Annotated in this window: 16 protein-coding genes; 5 read left to right on the plus strand and 11 right to left on the minus strand. The window is 65.9% G+C overall.

Translation table 11 applies throughout. The features are described from left to right. Positions 1–3 precede the first annotated feature (3 nt). The 8 genes from J2X50_RS23310 to J2X50_RS23345 form a co-directional block, all read right to left on the minus strand. On the minus strand, positions 4–900 hold the full coding sequence (locus J2X50_RS23310) for a class II glutamine amidotransferase (RefSeq protein WP_429098425.1): 897 nt from the start codon (positions 898–900) through the stop codon (positions 4–6). Positions 901–1,231: 331 nt separating this feature from the next. Continuing rightward, positions 1,232–1,963: a helix-turn-helix domain-containing protein gene (locus J2X50_RS23315; RefSeq protein ID WP_429098427.1), complete on the minus strand. Its 732-nt coding sequence runs from the start codon at positions 1,961–1,963 to the stop codon at positions 1,232–1,234. Positions 1,964–2,139: 176 nt separating this feature from the next. Further along, positions 2,140–3,411: a glycerate kinase type-2 family protein gene (locus J2X50_RS23320; protein WP_429098429.1), complete on the minus strand. Its 1,272-nt coding sequence runs from the start codon at positions 3,409–3,411 to the stop codon at positions 2,140–2,142. A gap of 29 nt (positions 3,412–3,440) precedes the next feature. After that, entirely contained in the window at positions 3,441–4,409 is a 969-nt protein-coding gene (locus J2X50_RS23325; protein ID WP_429098431.1) for a 2-hydroxyacid dehydrogenase, read from the minus strand. 152 nt (positions 4,410–4,561) lie between these two features. Then, the gene (gene sucD / locus J2X50_RS23330) at positions 4,562–5,461 is read right to left on the minus strand and encodes a succinate--CoA ligase subunit alpha (protein WP_429098433.1); all 900 of its coding nucleotides are present in this window, start codon (positions 5,459–5,461) and stop codon (positions 4,562–4,564) included. 11 nt (positions 5,462–5,472) lie between these two features. Continuing rightward, positions 5,473–6,657, minus strand: a complete 1,185-nt coding sequence (locus J2X50_RS23335; RefSeq protein ID WP_340036923.1) for a malate--CoA ligase subunit beta — start codon at positions 6,655–6,657, stop codon at positions 5,473–5,475. A 13-nt stretch (positions 6,658–6,670) separates the two neighbouring features. Further along, positions 6,671–7,636: an HpcH/HpaI aldolase/citrate lyase family protein gene (locus tag J2X50_RS23340; RefSeq protein WP_429098435.1), complete on the minus strand. Its 966-nt coding sequence runs from the start codon at positions 7,634–7,636 to the stop codon at positions 6,671–6,673. Between the two features lie 56 nt (positions 7,637–7,692). Next, on the minus strand, positions 7,693–8,883 hold the full coding sequence (locus J2X50_RS23345; protein ID WP_429098437.1) for an aminotransferase class V-fold PLP-dependent enzyme: 1,191 nt from the start codon (positions 8,881–8,883) through the stop codon (positions 7,693–7,695). A gap of 288 nt (positions 8,884–9,171) precedes the next feature. On the opposite strand from J2X50_RS23345, the gene J2X50_RS23350 reads away from it, so the two are divergent. Then, complete coding sequence (locus J2X50_RS23350) at positions 9,172–10,416, plus strand: S41 family peptidase (protein WP_429098438.1); 1,245 nt, start codon at positions 9,172–9,174, stop codon at positions 10,414–10,416. 24 nt (positions 10,417–10,440) lie between these two features. On the opposite strand, the gene J2X50_RS23355 is transcribed toward J2X50_RS23350, so the two are convergent. Further along, positions 10,441–11,766 (minus strand): NAD(P)/FAD-dependent oxidoreductase, encoded by a 1,326-nt coding sequence (locus J2X50_RS23355; protein WP_429098440.1) that lies wholly within the window; start codon positions 11,764–11,766, stop codon positions 10,441–10,443. A 187-nt stretch (positions 11,767–11,953) separates the two neighbouring features. On the opposite strand from J2X50_RS23355, the gene J2X50_RS23360 reads away from it, so the two are divergent. The 4 genes from J2X50_RS23360 (at position 11,954) to repC (ending at position 16,294) form a co-directional block, all read left to right on the plus strand. Then, positions 11,954–12,271: a WGR domain-containing protein gene (locus J2X50_RS23360; RefSeq protein WP_429098441.1), complete on the plus strand. Its 318-nt coding sequence runs from the start codon at positions 11,954–11,956 to the stop codon at positions 12,269–12,271. Between the two features lie 272 nt (positions 12,272–12,543). Further along, positions 12,544–13,761, plus strand: a complete 1,218-nt coding sequence (gene repA / locus J2X50_RS23365; RefSeq protein WP_429098443.1) for a plasmid partitioning protein RepA — start codon at positions 12,544–12,546, stop codon at positions 13,759–13,761. Between the two features lie 10 nt (positions 13,762–13,771). Continuing rightward, on the plus strand, positions 13,772–14,827 hold the full coding sequence (gene repB / locus J2X50_RS23370) for a plasmid partitioning protein RepB (RefSeq protein WP_429098445.1): 1,056 nt from the start codon (positions 13,772–13,774) through the stop codon (positions 14,825–14,827). A 258-nt stretch (positions 14,828–15,085) separates the two neighbouring features. Continuing rightward, positions 15,086–16,294 (plus strand): plasmid replication protein RepC, encoded by a 1,209-nt coding sequence (gene repC / locus J2X50_RS23375; RefSeq protein WP_429098446.1) that lies wholly within the window; start codon positions 15,086–15,088, stop codon positions 16,292–16,294. A 2-nt stretch (positions 16,295–16,296) separates the two neighbouring features. On the opposite strand, the gene J2X50_RS23380 is transcribed toward repC, so the two are convergent. Both J2X50_RS23380 and J2X50_RS23385 read right to left on the minus strand, forming a co-directional pair. Beyond that, positions 16,297–17,427, minus strand: coding sequence for an ATP-binding protein (locus J2X50_RS23380; protein ID WP_429098447.1), 1,131 nt, complete (start codon positions 17,425–17,427; stop codon positions 16,297–16,299). Between the two features lie 136 nt (positions 17,428–17,563). Further along, on the minus strand, positions 17,564–18,655 hold the full coding sequence (locus tag J2X50_RS23385) for a site-specific integrase (protein ID WP_429098451.1): 1,092 nt from the start codon (positions 18,653–18,655) through the stop codon (positions 17,564–17,566). Between the last annotated feature and the right edge of the window lie 250 nt (positions 18,656–18,905).

Here is an 18,905-nt window from a genome sequence, read left to right on the forward strand (position 1 = left end):
GTATCAGTGCTCCCAGAAATAGACGGTGGACGGTTCCGGCTCCCAGACCCGGGCTTCCTCGATCCCGGGCAGGTTTGCGAGTGCGCGATACTCGGAACCGAAGGCGACGTACTGATCGGTCTCGGCCATGACGGCCGGCTTGCAGGAGATCGGGTCGCGGACGACGCCGAAGCCATTCTTGGTGCCGACGACGAAGGTGAAGAAGCCGTCCAGGTCATTCAGGCTGCTTTCCAGCGCCTCGCCGAGGTTCTGGCCATGGGCGATCTTCGACGACAGGTAGGCGGCGGCGACTTCGGTGTCGTTCTCGGTCTCGAAGTGCATGCCGTCGCGGATCAGCTCGCGGCGCAGGTTGTTGTGGTTCGACAGCGAGCCGTTGTGCACCAGGCACTGGTCGGGACCCGTCGAGAAGGGATGCGCGCCCAGCGTGGTGACGGCGGATTCGGTGGCCATGCGGGTATGGCCGATGCCGTGGCTGCCGCTCATCTTGGTGACGTCGAAGCGCTGCACCACCTCGACCGGCAGGCCCACTTCCTTGTAGATCTCGATCGCCTCGCCGGCGCCCATGATGCGCACGTTCGGGCGCAGCTCGGCAATCGCGGCACGGGCCTCCCCGATCTTGTCGGCGGGCACGTCCAGGACCGCGTGGGTCGACTTGATGGTCGCCGAGACCTTGGCGCCGATCTTCTTGCCGAGCTCGGCGTCGAGGCCCTTGAAGTCCTCTTCCGCTGCGGCCGACTGAATGGTGATCTTGCCTTGGCCCTTGGCGCCTGCGCCATAGATTGCGATGCCGGCGCTATCGGGGCCTCGGTCCGTCATGGTCACGAGCATTTCGGACAGCAGCGCGCCCAGCTGGGGCTCCAGTGACTTGTCCTTCAAAAAGAGTCCTACAATTCCGCACATCCGGGTTTCCTCACCTCTTTGGCTGCCTGTGACAAAAGCTAGCAGGTTCCCGAGGTGAATTCAACTGTGATGAATTTTTTATTCCTGTAGAAAAACATCTCGGTCGCGAGGGCCTCCCAGGCGGTCGACCGGGACGTGGCCGAACCGCCCTCCCCCGGCATGGGTGCGGGAAAACCCCACCTCTTGCGGGCTTTCAGTCGGAAGGAGTGGCGCGGGAACCGCTGGCGTATGCGGCGCGCACATCCCCGTTCGCTCGCGCCGGCAGCGCAAGCGGTGTGTCGTCGGCCGATTTGTCCGTGGTTGGGGAGAGCGTGGGGCCCGCCCGAAGCGCTCAGTCGTTTCCGCGGTTGCGCGGATAGGAGATGATCGACAGATATTTGATCGGCAGGTGCGTCAGCTCTTCCGGCCCGTGCGGCGCGTCGGCGTCGAAGAACAGGCTGTCTCCCGGTGTCATGCGGTAGAGATTGTTGCTGTGGCGGTAAACGACTTCGCCCTCCAGCATGTAGAGGAACTCCATGCCGTCATGCTGGAAGGTCGGGAAGACGTCCGAATCCTCGGTCAGCGTTATCAGGTAGGGTTCGACCGTCACGCCGCTGGTGTCGGAACCGATATGGCCGAGCAGCGTGTACTGGTGGCCGGCGCGCGTGCCGCGCCGTTCGACGTCGACCCCCTCGCCCGCCTTGACGAAGACGGCGTTGCGCTCCTCCTCGAAACGGCGGAAGAACGAGGTGAGCGGCACGCCCAATGCACGCGAAAGTGCCTGCAGTGTCGTCAGCGACGGCGAGGTGATGCCGTTCTCGATCTTGGACAGCATGCCGAGGGAGATGTCGGTGGTGGCGGCAAGGTCGGCGACGGTGATGCCGAGCTTCTTGCGGAAGGCACGCACCTCGTGGCCGATCGCCACTTCGAGCACCTTTTCGCGGGTGTCGCGGGTGGCATGGGGGTCCTGCGTCAGCGGCGAGACGCGGGCAAGTGCCGTCTTGGCGGCGCCGCTCGCCACGGCGACGTGCGCCGTCTTGCCGTTCTTCTTGCTGGACCCGTGGTTCGCCTTTTCCTTGGACATGCCTGCCTCGCTGAATATATTTCACCGAGAGTAAACATTTTCCAGGGATTACACAACAGTCGTAGGCGCCTGTATCGAGGCTGCCTGCCATCCAGACGTCCGGCATCGGCAAGGGCTGTGGGAGTGTTGCGGCATGCACGCCGGCCCAGGAATCCAGGCCGGTTGGCGGTTGCCCGTCACTGCATCAGCAGGATCTGCAGGTCGGCGACATTGGTGCCCGTGGCGCCGGTGATCAGCAGGTCACCGGAGGATTCCAGGGCATGATAGGAATCGTTGTTTTCCAGCAGTGCCACCGGATTGCAGCCGACCTTGCGCATCCAGCTCGTCGAACTCGGATCGACGATGCCGCCCGCGGCGTCTGTCGGCCCGTCGCGCCCGTCGGTGCCGCCGCTGAGGAACACCCAGGGACGCTTGATGGCGGCCCACTCGTTGAGCAGCGCAAAGCGCAGCGCCAGTTCCTGGTTGCGCCCGCCGATGCCGGTGCCGGCGACGCGCACGGTCGGTTCGCCGCCGGCGACGATGGCGACAGGCCCGCGCTGGCTTGCCGCGAAGATCGCCATGCGGTGCAGCGTTTCCGCCACGTCCGAAACGTCGCCGCTCAGCCAGTCGTCCGCCTTGACCACGACGGGGTAGCTCGCCTCGGCACTCGCCATCACCTGGTGCAGGCTGATGCTGTTGGAGCCGATCACCATGTTCTCGACATGGTCGAAGCGCATCGGCTCGTCGCGCTCCAGAAGGTGGTCGACATGCGTGCGCAGCGCTGCGGGCAAGGTTTCGCGCAACCCATAACGGTCGATGATCTCGAGCGCGTCGGTCGCAGAGGCTGAAGGTTTGGCCGTCGGCCCGCTGGCGATGGTGCCGACGTCGTCGCCCGGCACGTCGGACAGGATGAGCGACAGCACCTTCGCGCTCGAGGCCAGCTGGGCCAGCCGCCCGCCCTTGAGGCGCGAGAACTGCTGGCGGACGGCATTGATTTCGCTGATTTCGGCGCCCGAGCGGATCAGCGCGTCGTTGAGCGCGATCTTGTCGGCGAGCGACACGCCCGGCACCGGCGCGCAGATCAGCGCCGAGCCGCCGCCGCTGACGAGCACCAGCACGAGATCGCCCGGCTCGGCCGCCCGGGCGGCCCTTTCGAGGGCATAGGCGCCGGCGATACTGCCTTCGTCCGGCAGCGGGTGGCCTCCGGCGATGACATCCACCCCGGCGATCGGCGCGAGGTTCTCGCGATTGGTGACCGCGCAGGCGAGATGCAGCTTGTCGGATACGAAAGGCAGGGCCGCGCGCATCATCGGGCACGCGGCCTTGCCGAAGGCGACCAGGATCACCCGCTTGGCCGCGGCGATGTCGTCGCGACGGCCTTCGAGCGCGGAAGCGACCGCCCGCTCGGGATCCGAAGCAGCGATGCCCTGGCGGAACAGGGCGATCGCCTGTTCGCGAAGCTTCGTCATTGCCGGAGCAGCCGAGCGGTCCTGGATCATCACACCACCTTGTCTGGTAAGGGGCGACCCTCGAAGAAGGCGGTGAGGTTGTCGACCGCCTTCATGCCCATGGCCACCCGGGTTTCCTCCGTGGCGCTGCCAAGATGAGGCAAGAGCACCACATTCTCCAGTTCGATCAGTGCCGCAGGCACGTCGGGCTCGCCGTCATAGACGTCGAGGCCGGCACCGGCGATCTGGCCGGCCTGAAGTGCTGCCACCAGCGCCTTCTGGTCGACCACGTCGCCGCGTGCCGTGTTGATGAGGAAGGCGCCGCGTTTCATCGCGCCGAGCCGCTCCGCATTGAAGAGGTGCCGGTTTTCCGCTCCGCCCGGGCAATGAAGCGAGACGAAATCGGCTTCGGCAAGGACCTCCTCGATGCTGGCGAGCTGGCGCGCGCCCATGGCGCGCGTCTCCTCGTCGTCCACCTTCGAGCGGTTGTAGAAGACGACGTCCATGTCGAAGCCGAAATGGGCGCGCTTGGCCATGGCCTTGCCGATGCGGCCCATGCCGATGATGCCGATGGTCTTGCCGGTCACCTTGGTGCCGATCATGTGGGTCGGGCACCAGCCGGCCCACTCACCGGCACGCAGCTGGCGTTCGCCCTCGCCGGCACGGCGGGCGACCGAAAGCAGCAGGCTCATGCCGATGTCGGCGGTGCAGTCGGTCAGGACGCCCGGCGTGTTGGTGACGGTGATGCCGCGGGCCTTGGCCGCTTCGATGTCGATATGGCTGAAGCCGACGCCGAAATTGGCAAGCAGCTTGGTGCGGATGTCCGCATCCGGAAAGATTGCCGCCGGCAGCTTGTCGCTGACGGTGGGCAGGATCGCGTCGAAATTCAGGAATGCCGCCTTGAGCTGGGTCGGACTCAGGGGGGCGTCGCCTTGATTGAACGTCGTGTCGAACCGTTCCGCCAGGATCTGTTCGACCGCGTGAGGCCAGCGCCGCGTGACAATAACCCGAGGTTTCATTGCATTTCCTTAGAATGGACTTGGAGCGCCGCGCCGCTCATCGGAGCTGCGGCAGCTTAGACTACGCACCGATCTTCGCGAGATCGAGACCGATCTTCGCACCGGACCGAGAAAGGGAGCCGGTCGGCGCCGGCTCCCCTCGAAAGGCCGGGTCAGGCGGCCTTCCTCTGCTGCTCGAGCACGCCGGCGACGGTCGGGCCGAAGGCTGCCGGTGTCGGCACGATCGTCACGCCTGCATCGCGCAGAATCTCGACCTTTTCCTGGGCCGACTCGCCGAAGGCGGAGATGATGGCGCCCGCATGGCCCATGCGCTTGCCCTTCGGCGCCGACAGGCCGGCGATGTAGGCGATCAGCGGCTTGCGCATGTGGTGCCTGGCCCATTCCGCGGCTTCCGCTTCCTGCGGGCCGCCGATCTCGCCGATCATCACCACGGCGTCCGTGTCCGGATCCTCCTCGAACAGCTTGAGGATGTCCTTGAAGGACGAGCCGTTGATCGGGTCGCCGCCGATGCCGACCGAGGTCGAGACGCCGATGCCCAGCGCCTTCATCTGCGACGCGGCTTCGTAGCCGAGCGTGCCGGAGCGGCCGACGATGCCGACGCGGCCCGGCAGGTAGATGTTGCCGGGCATGATGCCCATCAGCGCCTGGCCGGGCGTGATGACGCCGGCGCAGTTGGGGCCGACCAGACGCATGCGGTCTTCGTAGCGGAAGCGGCGCATGTAGCGCTTCACCCGCATCATGTCCTGGGAGGGGATGCCGTCGGTGATGCAGACGCAGAGCTTCAGGCCGGCCTCGGCGGCTTCCATGATGGAATCTGCCGCGAAGGGCGGCGGCACGAACACGATGGATGCTTCGGCACCGGTCTCGCGCACGGCGCCCCTGACGGTGTTGAACACCGGGATGCCCTGGTGCACCTGGCCGCCCTTGCCGGGGGTCACGCCGCCGACCACGTTGGTGCCGTAGCGCTTCATGTCGTCGGCATGGAAGGAGCCGATCTTGCCGGTGAGGCCCTGGACGATGACGCGCGTCCTGCGATTCAAGAGAACTGCCATTTCTGCCTCCCTTAGTTCTTCTTCGATTTGGAATAGGCGCGCATCGCCTCGACCGACTTCTCGGCGGCTTCGGCAAGCGTCTCGGCGACGATCACCTTCTCGCCGGATTCGGCGAGGATGCGGCGGCCTTCCTCGACGTTGGTGCCGGCCAGGCGAACCACCAGCGGCACCTTCACGCCGACCTCGCGGATCGCCTTGATGACGCCCTCGGCCACCCAGTCGCAGCGGTTGATGCCGGCGAAGATGTTGACCAGGATGGTATCGATGTTCTTGTCGGCAAGCACGGCGCGGAAGGCTTTGGCCACGCGCTCGGGCGAAGCGCCGCCGCCGATGTCGAGGAAGTTGGCCGGCTCGCCGCCGGCGATCTTGATCATGTCCATCGTCGCCATGGCGAGGCCCGCACCGTTGATGATGCAGCCGATGTTGCCGTCGAGGCCGACATAGGAAAGGCCGCGGTCGCTGGCGAAGGTTTCGCGCGGGTCTTCCTGCGACTTGTCACGCAGCTCCGAGATCTCGGCGCGGCGGAACAGGGCGTTCTCGTCGAACGACATCTTGGCGTCGAGCGCGATCAGGTTGCCGTCCTTGGTGACGACCAGCGGGTTGATCTCCAGCATCGAGGCGTCGAAGTCGCGGAACACGCGGTAGCAGCCGAGCAGGGTGTCGACGGCCTTGCCGATCAGGTTGTTCTCCAGCCCGAGGCCGAAGGCGATCTCGCGCGCCTGGAACTGCTGCATGCCGGCGCCCGGGTCGACGATGGCGCGGATGATCGAGTCGGGCTGCTTCTCGGCGATCTCCTCGATCTCCATGCCGCCCGAGGCCGAGGCGACGATCATGACACGCTCCGACTTACGGTCGAGCACGATGCCGAGATAGAGTTCCTGGCGGATGTCGACGGTTTCCTCGACATAGAGGCGCGACACCAGCTTGCCCTTCGGCCCGGTCTGGTGGGTCACCAGCTTGCGGCCGAGCATGGATTCGGCTGCCTCCGACACTTCGTTGTCAGAGCTGCAGATGCGGATGCCGCCGGCCTTGCCGCGGGCGCCGGAGTGGATCTGCGCCTTCACCACCCACTTGTTGCCACCGATCTCGCTGGCGCGGTAGGTCGCCTGCTCGGGGCTGTAGGCAAGGCCGCCGCGCGGAATCTGCACCGAATAGCGCGAGAGCAGCTCCTTCGCCTGGTATTCATGGATGTCCATGTAAGGTTCCTCCTCAGTTTGGCAGGCTCGTGCGCTTCCGCGCCGACTGCTCGATTGCCTCGTGCATGACCAGGACGTTGCGGGCCATGCGTTCGGATGCTGCGTCGATCATCTTGCCGTCGAGGGCGGCGGCACCCTTGCCTTGCTCCTCGGCCTCCTTCAGCACCTCGATGATGCGGCGCGCCCGGGTGACTTCCTTTTCCGGCGGCGAGAACACGGTGTTCGCCAGTTCGATCTGCGAGGGGTGGATCGCCCACTTGCCCTCGATGCCGAGCGCAGCGGCGCGCTTTGCCGCGGCGATATAGGCTTCCGGATCGGAGAAATCGCCGAATGGTCCGTCGATGGCGCGCAGGCCATAGGCGCGGCAGGCGACCGTCATGCGCGACAGCGCCGCGTGCCACTGGTCGCCCGGATAGTCGGGGTTGAGGCCGCCGATGTTGACGGTGCGCGCCTTGCAGCTTGCGGCATAGTCGGCGACGCCGAAATGCATGGCCTCGAGCCGGCCGCCATAGGCGGCGATGGCTTCGACATTGGCCATGCCGAGCGCGGTTTCGATCAGGGCTTCCAGGCCGACGCGGGTCTTGAAGCCCTTGGCCGTCTCGATCTGGTTGACCATGGCCTCGACCATGTAGAGGTCGGCCGGCACGCCGACCTTCGGTACCAGGATGGTGTCGAGCCGGTCGCCGGCCTGTTCCATCACGTCGACCACGTCGCGGTACATGTAGTGGGTGTCGAGGCCGTTGATGCGGACCGAGATGGTCTTGCCCTTGGCGCGCCAGTCGATCTCGTTCAGCGCCTGGATGATGTTCTTGCGCGCCCGCTCCTTGTCCGGCGGGGCGACCGCGTCCTCGATGTCGAGGAAGATGTAGTCGGCGGCACCTTCGGCGGCCTTCTTGATCATCTCCGGATTGGAGCCAGGAACGGCGAGTTCGCTGCGCTGCAGGCGCAGCTTGCGCAGGTGGTGGATGGTGTGGCTCATCTGTTCTCCTCCCTTGATGCGCCGCACGTCCTTTAGGAACGCGCGGCGCTGGCGCGTCAGGCCGCTTTGGCGATGGCCGGCTGCGCCGACAGGCGGTAATGTTCGAGTGCCGCACCCACGCCGGAGCCCGGCTGGATTTTCACGCCGACGTCGCGCAGCGCCATTTCGGCTGCCGAGATCGCGCCGCACATCATTACTTCGTTGACCCAGCCGAGATGGCCGATGCGGAAAACTTTGCCGGCTACCTTGTTGAGGCCCACGCCCAGCGAGGTCTGGTAGCCGTGGTAGGCGCGGCGGACGACTTCGGCGCTGTCGATGCCTTCGGGCACCAGGATCGCGCTGACCGTGTCGGAGTGCCACTTGGCTTCCTTGGCGCAGAGCTTCAGGCCCCAGGCGTCGACCGCCTTGCGCACGCCCGTCGCCAGCCGGTTGTGGCGCTCGAAGATGTTGTCGAGGCCTTCCTGCTCGATCAGGTCGAGGGCGGCGCGCAGGCCGCGCAGCAGCTGCACCGCCGGCGTGTAGGGGAAGTAGCCGGTGTCGTTGGCGCGGATCTGGTCCTCGAAGGAGAAGTAGCAGCGCTTGTGGCCGGCGGTCTTGGCCGCGGCCAGCGCCTTCTGGCTGACCGACAGGAAGCCGAGGCCGGGCGGCAGCATGAAGCCCTTCTGCGAGCCGGAGACGGCGCAGTCGACGCCCCACTCCTCCTGGCGGAAGTCGATCGAGCCGACCGACGAGACGCCATCGGCGAACAGGAGCGCGGGGTGCTTGGCGGCGTTGAGGGCGGCGCGCACGGCACCGACGTCGCTGGTGACGCCGGTTGCCGTCTCGTTGTGGGTGACGAAGACCGCCTTGATGCGGTGTTCCTTGTCCTTGGCGAGACGGTCGGCATAGACCTCGACCGGAACGCCCGTGCCCCACTCGGCATCGACCACGTCGACGTCGAGGCCGAAGCGCTCGCACATGTCGACCCAGAGATGCGAGAACTGGCCGAAGCGCGACATCAGCACGCGGTCGCCGGGGCTGAGCGTGTTGGTGATCGCCGATTCCCAGGCGCCGGTGCCCGAGGACGGGAAGATGAAGACGCGGCCGGTCTCGTTGCGGAACACCTTCATCAGGTCGGCGAACACGCCGCGGGTGAAGGTCGGATAGTCCGGGGCGCGCATGTCCTCCATCGGCATGTTCATCGCCTGCCGGACGATTTCCGGAACATTGGTCGGTCCCGGAACGAAAAGGTGATTGAAGCCGGCCATGTAATGTCCTCCCGAAGATTGCTCAGGGCGCCGTGCCCTTTCTATGGCTTTCGGGAGGATGATCGGTTTTGCCCCGGTCCCTCACAACACCTGTCGGGATAGAATCGCGGACCTTTGGGCGTTGGGCTCTGCCTACACTTTCAGAGGTGCGGGCAACCGTTCGGATAGGATGGACCCTACCCGGCGGCCGCACCGCCGGGCTCACGGAATGTTGTCATCCGGGCCGCGCATTCCGACGTAGGATCGGCCGGCAAAGGCCTGGCTGAAAGGGGCGGGACACGGATCGAGATGACCCTCAGATCGTTCGCATTGGCGTTGTTGCTCATGCTCGCACCGGTGCAGGCCGTGCCGGCCGAGGTGTCGAAGTCGGGCCAGCCGGTGTTCGACCGCGCCGTCGCGCTGGTGCTCGACAACTTCCATGACACTTCGGCGCTCGAGCGTTTCAAGGCAGCCGTCGCCCGGGAGGTCGAGAATGCAAAGGCACCCCTGACGGCCGGCAGTTCCGAAGCCCGGGTCGACCAGGCGATCGATGCCGTGCTGGCCAGCCTCGGGGGATCGCATACCGGCCGCTTCCGTCCGGACCAGATCGCCTATTTCGAGCTCGCCGACATCTTCCGCTTTGCCATCCGCCACGACTTGCGGCGGCTGTTTCCGCCCGACGGAGAAGTCAGCTATCCCGGCATCGGCATGATCGTGCAGCCTGTCGGCGGCGTGCTGTTCGTCAGCGACGTCTATGACGGCTCGGCGGCCGACCGTTCCGGCGTCCTGGTCGGCGACGAGGTCGTGTCGGTCGATGGCGCGCCCTACCGGGAAATCGCATCCTTCGCCGACAGGATCGGTCGGGATGTCGAGCTCCGGCTGCGCCGTAGCGCCGGTGCGGTGCCTATCAGCCTCAAGGTCGCGGTAGAGCGGCTGCAGCCGTTGCGTGCCTTCGAGACGGCGATCAGGGACAGCATCGACGTCAAAGAGTATGACGGCAGGAAGATCGGCTATGTCAGGCTGTGGACGCTGTCGACGCCGGACGGCCTCGACGTCGTAGCCCGCGAAATCGCCGGCGGCCGCCTCAAGGATGCGGACGGGCTGATCGTCGACCTGCGCGGCCGTTGGGGCGGCGGCCCTTCCGACGCGGCCGAATTGTTCGTCGGCGATACGCCGACATTCAGGCTCATCCCCCGCAACGGCGAAGACGATTTCGCCAACGTACGCTGGCGGCGGCCGGTGGTTGGCATCATCGACGCGAGCGCCCGAAGCGGCCTGGAGCTCTTCGCCTATGCGCTGCAGGCAAACGGCATTCCGCTCGTCGGTTCGCGCACCGCGGGCGCGCTGCTGGCCGGGCGTGCCTATCTATTGCCCGACGACAGCCTGCTCGAGATCGCCGTTGCCGACGCCGTCATCGGCGACGACGTGCGGCTGGAAGGGGTCGGCGTCAAACCAGACATAGCTGTGGCAGCCCCCCTGCCCTACGCAGCCGGCCGCGATCCGCAGCGCGACGCCGCCGTCAGCGAGATGCGGCGGATGCTTTCCGGCGGCTGACGCAACGGAGGCTTTTGCCGAAAACTAGACGCCAGTCGTCGGGCGATGTCTGGTGCCGTCGATGAAGCGCTCGTAGCGGAAGGCCGTCGGGTCGACGATCGGCGTGCCGCCGGTGACGAGGTCGGCCACCAGCCTGCCCGCGGCCGGGCCGATGCCGAAGCCGTGACCGGAAAAGCCGGTGGCGAGCACCAGGCCCGGGAGTGATTTCACCGGGGCTATGACCGGGATGGCGTCCGGCATGGCGTCGATGAAGCCGGCCCAGTGCTGCACCGTCGGTACGCCCTTGAGCACCGGGAAGACCTTTTCCATGTTGGCGCGCGCCTGGTCCAGCGGGGCGATGGCCGGCGGCGGATCGAGCGTGCGGTGCCGTTCATAGACGCTCCCCTCCCCGGCCAAAGCCGGGGCAAGCCCCCACGGACCGTCTAGAAAATCGCCGAAACGCAGCCCGACCGACCGCCATTCGCGCGACAATATCGGCAGGAAATCGCCCAGGTAGCGGAAGCTGTCCGGGATCAGGTGGTGGTAGCTGATCATGCCGTTGGCGATGGTGTAGCCGCCGTCTAGCCGCTTGCGGTAGGCAAAGCCCTCCGTCCAGGCGGCGCCTTCGGGCCCGCCCTCGACGGGTGCCGTCCGCATCACCGAGGCGCGCACGGAGAGCTGCGGCAGCCGGATGCCGACGTCGCGGCACAGCCGGCTCGACCAGGCGCCGCCGGCGACCACCACTGTGCTGGTGCGGATCAGGCCGTGTTCGGTTACCACCCCGGATATGCGGCCGCCGGCCTGCTCTATTCCGCGCACCGCGCAATTCTGCAGGATCGATGCCCCTGCCCTTTGTGCGGCTCGGGCGATTGCCGGAGCCGCCTTCTGGGGCTCGGCGCGGCCATCGCTCGGCGTATGCAGGGCAGCGCGGAACGTCTTCTGCGCGCCCGGCATCAACTCCGCCAGCTCCCTCCCCTCGATCATCGTCGAATCGAGGGCGTAGTCGCCGGCGTTCCTCACCCATTCGGCATGATGCTCGACGTCGCTCTCATCCTGGCAGAGATAGAGGATGCCCGTCCTGTGGAAGCCGACGTCCTCGCCGACAAGCTCCCCGATGTCCTCCCAGATCTTCAGGGCCTCGACGATCAGCGGCAATTCGCGCGGGTCGCGGCCCATGCGCCTGCACCAGCCCCAGTTGCGGCTCGACTGCTCGCCCGCGACATGGCCCTTTTCGCAGAGCACCACCGAGACGCCGCGCCTCGCCAGGAAGAGCGCCGTGCTCACCCCGATGATGCCGCCGCCGACGATGACGACGTCGGCGGTCTGTGGCTGGATGTCTCCTGCAGGTACCGGATCGACCGGAGGCCCCATCTGCGTCTCCCCTCGCCTCAGCGTCGGCGGGTCGCTTGGGTGATTCCCGCCGTAGTGCGCCAAGACATACTGCGGCGAGGTCGAAGTGGGAAAGCCGCCCTGATATCAGCGGTATGAATCGTTCACGCCTGATCGATTCAGGAGTTTCATTGGACGATGGGCATGCCGGGAAGCGATTCTCCGGGGCATGCAGCAGTTCGCCCTCCATCTCTATCGCCGCGATCCGGCCCGCAACATGGCCCGGTTCTACCGCCTGTCGCTCGAACCGACATTGTTTGGCGACGTTGCGCTGGTGCGTGAATGGGGCCGCATCGGGACGCAGGGCCGGCGCCGGCTCGACCTGTTTGCGCACGGCCATGAGGCCGATAGTGCATTCCGTGCACTGTCGGCAGCCAAGATCCGGCGCGGCTATCGCGAGTTGGTTGACAGCTGTCAACGCGACCGGGCGATCGTCGTTGAGATGCGGCTGGCCCCGCAAGAAGGGCGGCACTGCCCTAATGGTTAATTCGCGTTAACTATAAATAAGTTGACTCGACTCGGGCTCTTCAGCACCTTTGTTACGGTAATTCATCGTAATTCGATGCGTCCGGCGTAACCGCTTCATCATTCCGTTATCCACGCTCCGCCACGTAAAAATTAGCGAGGGCGTAACCCGGATTCGGATTCGGCGGCGAATCGGCGCATAGATCGTAGCAAGGCGTTTGGTGCGCGTCGCGAAAGTGCGCGCAGGAATCGCCGAGAGGGGACCAAGACTTGGCTGGTGCAGTTCAAACACGCGTGGATCTTGCAGGCGAGGAGGCCGTGGCGACCGACCGCGCCATCGCCCACGACGCCGAGATGTTGTCGGCGCAGTTGCAGGCGATGCGCGACAGGTTGTTTTCGCCGACGTCGAAGAAGGCGTTGCGCAAGTTCTCCAGCGGCGAGGCGGCGCGCATGATCGGCGTCTCGGACGGCTACCTGCGCCAGCTTTCCATCGCCGGTGAAGGCCCGCAGCCCGAGACCGGGGCAGGGGGGCGTCGCTACTATGCGCTCGGCGACATCAACGCGCTGCGCCGGCATCTTGCGGAGCAGAATCCGTCCAAGGGCAGGCACTACCTGCCGCATCGCGACGCGGCCAGAGGGGAGCACCTCCAGGTCATCGCCGTCACCAACTTCAAGGGTGGTTCGGGCAAGACCACGACCAGCACCCATCTCGCCCAGCACCTGGCGCTGGCCGGCTATCGCGTGCTCGCCATCGACCTCGACCCGCAGGCATCGATGTCGGCACTATTCGGCTACCAGCCTGAACTCGACCTCAACGGCAACGACACGCTCTACGGCGCGATCCGCTACGACGACGAGCGTAGGCCGCTGGCCTCCATCATCCGGCGCACCTATTTCGATGGCCTCGACCTCGTGCCTGGAAATCTCGAGCTGCAGGAGTTCGAGCACACCACGCCGCAGATGCTGGCTGCCCGCCAGGCCGGCGACGGCAAGCCGATGTTCTTCGCGCGCGTCCAGGCGGCATTGCAGACGGTCGCTTCCGACTACGACGTCGTCGTCATGGACTGCCCGCCGCAGCTCGGCTTCCTGACGCTGTCGGCGCTGTGCGCCGCGACTTCGGTGCTGGTGACCATCCACCCGCAGATGCTGGACGTCGCCTCGATGAGCCAGTTCCTGTTCATGACCGCGGATCTGCTGTCGGTCGTGCGCGAGGCCGGCGGCGAGCTCAATTTCGATTTCATGCGCTACCTGATCACGCGTTACGAGCCGAACGACGGGCCGCAGACGCAGATCGTCGGCTTCCTGCGCTCGCTGTTCGGCGATCGGGTGCTGACGGCGCCGCTGGTCAAGTCCACGGCATTTTCCGATGCCGGCCTGACCAAGCAGACGCTTTACGAAGTGGCGCGCGAGAGCTTCAGCCGCGCCACCTACGACCGCGCCATGGAGTCGTTGACAGCTGTCAACGGCGAAATCGAGGGCCTCATGCTCAAGGCATGGAACAGGGCGGCGTGAGGAGGCTGGCATGGCATTGAACCGCAAGGACCAGCTCAAGGCTCTGTTCGGCACAATGGACCCGGCGCCGGCGGCCCCTTCGTCGGCCGAGAAGGCGCCGGAATCGAAGTCGACCGAGATGGAAACCGCGCGCCCGCGCAGCGCCTCGGGTGCCGTCAAGGCGATGGGGCTGTCGCTCGGCGGGCTGTCGAAGGAGATCGAGGAGGCGCGCAAGCTCAGGGAGAGCCTCGACAGCGCCGAACGCGTCGCCAAGATCGACACCGCTCTCGTCGACACGTCCTTCGTCACCGACCGGCTCGACCATGGCGGCCACGACGACGATTTCGAGGCGCTGGTGGCGAGCATCGAGCAGACCGGCCAGCAGGTGCCCGTTTTGCTCAGGCCGCATCCGGACATGCAGGGGCGCTACCAGACGGCCTATGGCCATCGCCGGGTGCGCGCGGCGGGCCGCCTTGGCATCCCCGTTCTGGCGATCGTGCGACCGCTCTCCGACATCGAGCTGGTGCTCGCCCAGGGCAAGGAAAACAGCGAGCGGCGCGACCTTTCCTTCATCGAGCGGGCGCTCTTTGCGCATGAGCTGATCGCCCGCGGTTTCGAGCGTGGCGTCGTCCAGGACGCGCTGTCGCTGCACAAGGCCGAGATGACACGCTTCCTGCAGGTCGCCGACGCCGTGCCCGAGCACATCGTCCGCGCCATCGGCGCCGCCCCCAAGATCGGTCGCCCGCGCTGGATGGCGCTGGCGGAGCTCTTGAAGAGCGAGGCGGCGCGGGTGAAGGCGCAGGACGAGATCACCAGCGCGCGCTTCCGCGAGGCGGATAGCGACGAGCGCTTCAACCTGCTGTTCACACGGCTGCAGCGCAAGACGGTTGCGGCAGGCGGCGGCTCCCGTGCCATCCTCGACGGACAGGGCAGGGCGGTCGCCCATCTGACCGTGTCGAAAGGCAAGGCGCGTGTCGATTTCGTGGAGAAGGTTACCGATGGTTTCGAGGAATTCCTGGGCGAGGAACTGCCCAGGCTTTGGGAAAGGTTCAGCCAGGAGCGTGGCAGCGCGGCCGGCGGCAAATAGTTTTATCCACCCCGCCGAAGTGGGCGCGTGCCTAGAGCCAGCGCCCCGGCAAAGGTGGAGCGTAGTGCGTAAGCGTCAAATGCGTAGAGGATTGGAAAGAGCAGGATAACCGGCAAGAAAAAGGCCCCCGAAACGTCGCCATTCCGGAAGCCCTCATCAATGTAGCGATTGTGAGAGAATCATTTCCGGGCCGACTTGTCAACCACCGGACGCGTTCCGGAATGCCTTTGGCTTGCCTCCGAGCGAGGTAGACGAGGAATGATCGAGCACATCTCGACGACGCCCTTCGGGCGGCGGTCGCTGTCGTTTGCCATGATGGCAGGGCAGATGGCGGCCGAAGGCTGCGCGCCCGGCGCCAGCGCCAACAAATGGCAGGTTTTCCGCGCCGTCTGCGAGGCCAAGGCGATGCTTGGCGCCAGCGATCGCGCGCTTGCCGTGCTGAATGCGCTGCTGAGCTTCCATCCCGACACGGATCTCGTGGAAGGGGAGGGGCTGGTGGTGTTCCCATCCAACGTACAGCTTGCCCTGCGCGCCCACGGGATGGCGCCGGCGACGCTCAGGCGGCATCTTTCGGTGCTCATCGAGTGCGGCCTGGTGGTGCGCCGCGACAGCCCCAACGGCAAGCGCTACGCGCGCAAGGGGTTTGACGGCGAGATCGAACAGGCCTTCGGCTTCGATCTTATGCCGCTTCTGGCGCGTGCGCAGGAGTTCGAGCGCCTGGCGGAAGCCGTGCGGGCCGAGCGGCGGGCGCTGCTGCTGGTGAAGGAACGCATCACCATCCTGCGCCGCGACATCGCCAAGATGATCGCCTTTGGCCTCGAGGAAGGCATTGCTGCCGACTGGCAGCGCCTGCACCTGCGCTATCGCGAGACTGCCGCGAGGATTCCGCGCACGGCTAGCCGGATCGAACTGGAGCCGGTCGCCGCTGAACTTGCCGCGCTTGCCCAGGAGGTGCGCAAGACGCTGGAAAGTCACGTAAAAAGTGAAAAAACAAGCGCCAATGAGTCTCATTTTGAGCGCCACATACAGAATTCAAATACACACCCACATGAACTTGAACCCGGCCTAGAAAAAGGCCATGGACCGGCCGCCGCGCCCAGACCGGAGATGAAGAGCCCGCCGCCAACGGGATATCCGCTTGGCATGGTGCTGCGTGCCTGCCCCAACATTGCCGACTATGCCCGCAACGGCATTTCCGGCTGGGGCGAGCTGGTGGAAACGGCAAATCTGGTGCGCGGCGCGCTCGGCGTCAGCCCGGATGCGTGGGACCAGGCCTGCGAGGCGATGGGGGCGGTGGATGCCGCGATCATGGTGGCGGCGATGCTGCAGAAGGGCGAGGCGATTTCGAGCCCCGGTGGCTACCTGCGCAGCCTGACGGCCAAGGCGCGCTTGGGCGAATTCTCGATCGGCCCGGTGCTGATGGCCTTGCTCAGGGGCAGGGGAGGGGCACAGGCCAAGGCGGGGTAGCGTCAGCGCAGCTTTGCAAGTTCTGCCCCGACCGCTGTCAGCGGCATGGCCTCGACATCGTGGGGGAGGGGAAAGGTCTCCGTGCCTGGGTAGATGAGGATGCGGCGGTCGGGCTTGATGTCTTCGCTTGCCAGATGGAAGCCCTTCTCGACCTTCGGCGCCTGGCTGCGCTTGATCTCGATTGCCCATACGGCAGCGCCGGGCAGGGTGAGCAGGACGTCGATTTCGGCACCGGCCGAGGTCCGGTAGAAGTTCATCTGCGCGCCTGAAGGGGCCGCGGCCGACAGGGTCTCGACGACGAAGCCTTCCCAGCTGCCGCCGGCGACGGGATGGCCGAGAAGCTGTTCCTGCGTGCCGAGCCCGAGAAGCGAATGGGTGAGGCCACTGTCGCGGACATAGATCTTGGGTGACTTGACCAGCCGCTTGGAAACATTGGCGTGCCAGGGTTCGAGCCGGCGGACGAGCAGCAGATCGACGAGAAGGTCGAGATAGGAGGCTGCCGTCTTGCCGTCGATGCCCAGCGCACGGGCGAATTCGGCGGCGTTGAGCAGGCCGGACTGGTGATGGGCGAGCATGGTCCAGAACCGGCGCAGGGTTTCGGCCGGAATGCGTGGCCCGAGCATCGGGATGTCGCGCTCCAGATAGGAACGGATGAAATCCTGCCGCCAGCGCAGGCTGGCCCGGTCGCTCGGCGCAAGAAAGCTTTCCGGAAAGCCGCCGCGCACCCAAAGGAAGGAAACATCCTGCGGGGCGACCTCGAGGCCGTCGAGTGGATGCATTTCCAGATAGGCGATGCGGCCGGCGAGCGTTTCGCTCGACTGCTTCATCAGGTCGATTGACGCCGAACCGAGCAGCAGGAAACGCCCGGTCCGTAACCCGGCGCGGCGGCCACGGTCGATCAGTCCGCGCAGGTTCTGGAACAGGCCGGGAAGGCGGTGGACCTCGTCGAGGATGACGAGCTTGTCCTCATGGCTGGCGAGATAGAGTTCTGGCTCGGCCAGCTTGGCGCGATCGGCATCGGATTCGAGATCCAGATAGATCGATGGCCTCGTTTCGGCGAGTTGCAGCGCGAGCGTCGTCTTGCCGACCTGGCGCGGGCTGAGCAGGGCCACGGCGGGCGAAGTGTCGAGCAATTCGAGGACTTCAGGGGCTATTCTGCGCGCGATCTTCCTTGCATTTAAGGATCGAAATTCCAGATTTGCGAGGGAAAAGTCGATGTCGACAGATTGCTCGGCAGGCCTCGGAAGCGAAGTCGTAGAGGCGAGGGGACTATAGCCCGCTCGCCTTGGTGAGGTTGACGCGGAAGCGGTCGCGGCGGCGCTGGTATTTGCGGGTCATTTCGGCGCTGGCGTGACCGAGCTGCTTCTGCACGTAGCGCTCTTCGACTTCGGCCGCAGAGGCGAGGCCGGCCCGCAGCGAGTGACCGGCAAAAAGTCTGGCGCGTTCGCCCTCGGGTAGTTCGCCGCGCACGCCCGCCGCAAGTGCCGTGCGCTTGACCAGACGGGCGACTTCCTGGTCGTTGAGCCGTTCGGATCCGACCTTTCTGCCGTGTCCGGTGACGCGGCGAAACAGCGGGCCGTGACTGATGCGGGCGAGGGTGAGCCAGCTCTGCAGCGCCACGATGGGGCAGGTGGCGTCGACAGAGCCGCGGCCGATCTCGACCTCGCGCCAGCCGGTCTTGCCGCGCAACGTCACCAGCACCCCTTTGGGAAAAAACTCGATCCAGCCGCGGCCGTCCTCGGTCTGGTCGCGGCCGCAGTCGAGACCGACGATCTCGGAGCGGCGCAGGGCGCCGGCAAAGCCGAGCAGCAGCATGGCACGGTCACGCAGGCCGCGCAAAGTGCCGCGTTCGAGCGTCTCCAGCATGGCGATCAGGTCCTCCGGCAGGATCGCTTCCTTTTGCCGGGGCGGGCGCGCGTGCGCATTGCGGATGCCGGCGATCACGGTGGCGATGGCGCGGTGCTTGCGGTCGAGAACGAGGCCGCGCTGGGCATAGTTCCAAGACAATGACGACAGGCGCCGCTCGATGGTGGAAACGGCATCCTTGCGTCCACCCTCGGCGCCCGAGGCACAGGCGGTGATGTAGAGCCCGACGGTTTCGGGATCCGGCGGCAAGACGGTAAGACCCTGGCGCCGGGCCCAGCTGGAAAAGTGCTTCCAGTCGGCCGCATAGGCGCGGCGCGTGTTGGCCGAACTCGCCGCCTCGACATAGCCGCGCGCGCGTTCGGCGAGATTGCCGAGATGCGCGGGCGCCTGGCCGGAAGGGGCGGTCTGCGGCAGGGCAGGGGAGGGGGCTTGGCCGCCAGGAATGCCTGTGCTTTCCTGCGAAAAGTCCGCTTCAGGATGCTGTCCCATCGCCATCACAATCTCGACGATGTCGGGCAGATCATCGACCGGATTGCCATCGGGACCGTCACTTGTGTGCAATCCGGCGTCCTTGCCGGCGACTTGGGCTGTATCTGTGCCGATATCTGGGGACACGCGTTCTCGTCGAGCAGAGCGCTGCTGAGCACGGTTTGTGGGTTGACCGTTTTTTGTGCTGCACACATGCGGCCCTTTTCAATAGCTTAGGCGATTCAGATTTGCGAGACTGATTCACTTTTCGTGAGAC

This window comes from Aminobacter sp. BE322 (assembly GCF_050433525.1).
GTDB lineage: Bacteria > Pseudomonadota > Alphaproteobacteria > Rhizobiales > Rhizobiaceae > Aminobacter.

Excerpts from the sequence above, each read along its gene's own strand:
- sucD (WP_429098433.1), bottom strand. The coding sequence starts at position 5,461 with ATGGCAGTTCTCTTGAATCGCAGGACGCGCGTCATCGTCCAGGGCCTC.
- J2X50_RS23310 (WP_429098425.1), bottom strand. The coding sequence starts at position 900 with ATGTGCGGAATTGTAGGACTCTTTTTGAAGGACAAGTCACTGGAGCCC.
- J2X50_RS23325 (WP_429098431.1), bottom strand. The coding sequence starts at position 4,409 with ATGAAACCTCGGGTTATTGTCACGCGGCGCTGGCCTCACGCGGTCGAA.
- repC (WP_429098446.1), top strand. The coding sequence starts at position 15,086 with ATGATCGAGCACATCTCGACGACGCCCTTCGGGCGGCGGTCGCTGTCG.
- J2X50_RS23345 (WP_429098437.1), bottom strand. The coding sequence starts at position 8,883 with ATGGCCGGCTTCAATCACCTTTTCGTTCCGGGACCGACCAATGTTCCG.
- J2X50_RS23350 (WP_429098438.1), top strand. The coding sequence starts at position 9,172 with ATGACCCTCAGATCGTTCGCATTGGCGTTGTTGCTCATGCTCGCACCG.
- J2X50_RS23340 (WP_429098435.1), bottom strand. The coding sequence starts at position 7,636 with ATGAGCCACACCATCCACCACCTGCGCAAGCTGCGCCTGCAGCGCAGC.
- J2X50_RS23360 (WP_429098441.1), top strand. The coding sequence starts at position 11,954 with ATGCAGCAGTTCGCCCTCCATCTCTATCGCCGCGATCCGGCCCGCAAC.
- J2X50_RS23335 (WP_340036923.1), bottom strand. The coding sequence starts at position 6,657 with ATGGACATCCATGAATACCAGGCGAAGGAGCTGCTCTCGCGCTATTCG.
- J2X50_RS23385 (WP_429098451.1), bottom strand. The coding sequence starts at position 18,655 with ATGGCGATGGGACAGCATCCTGAAGCGGACTTTTCGCAGGAAAGCACA.
- J2X50_RS23315 (WP_429098427.1), bottom strand. The coding sequence starts at position 1,963 with ATGTCCAAGGAAAAGGCGAACCACGGGTCCAGCAAGAAGAACGGCAAG.
- J2X50_RS23355 (WP_429098440.1), bottom strand. The coding sequence starts at position 11,766 with ATGGGGCCTCCGGTCGATCCGGTACCTGCAGGAGACATCCAGCCACAG.
- J2X50_RS23320 (WP_429098429.1), bottom strand. The coding sequence starts at position 3,411 with ATGACGAAGCTTCGCGAACAGGCGATCGCCCTGTTCCGCCAGGGCATC.
- repB (WP_429098445.1), top strand. The coding sequence starts at position 13,772 with ATGGCATTGAACCGCAAGGACCAGCTCAAGGCTCTGTTCGGCACAATG.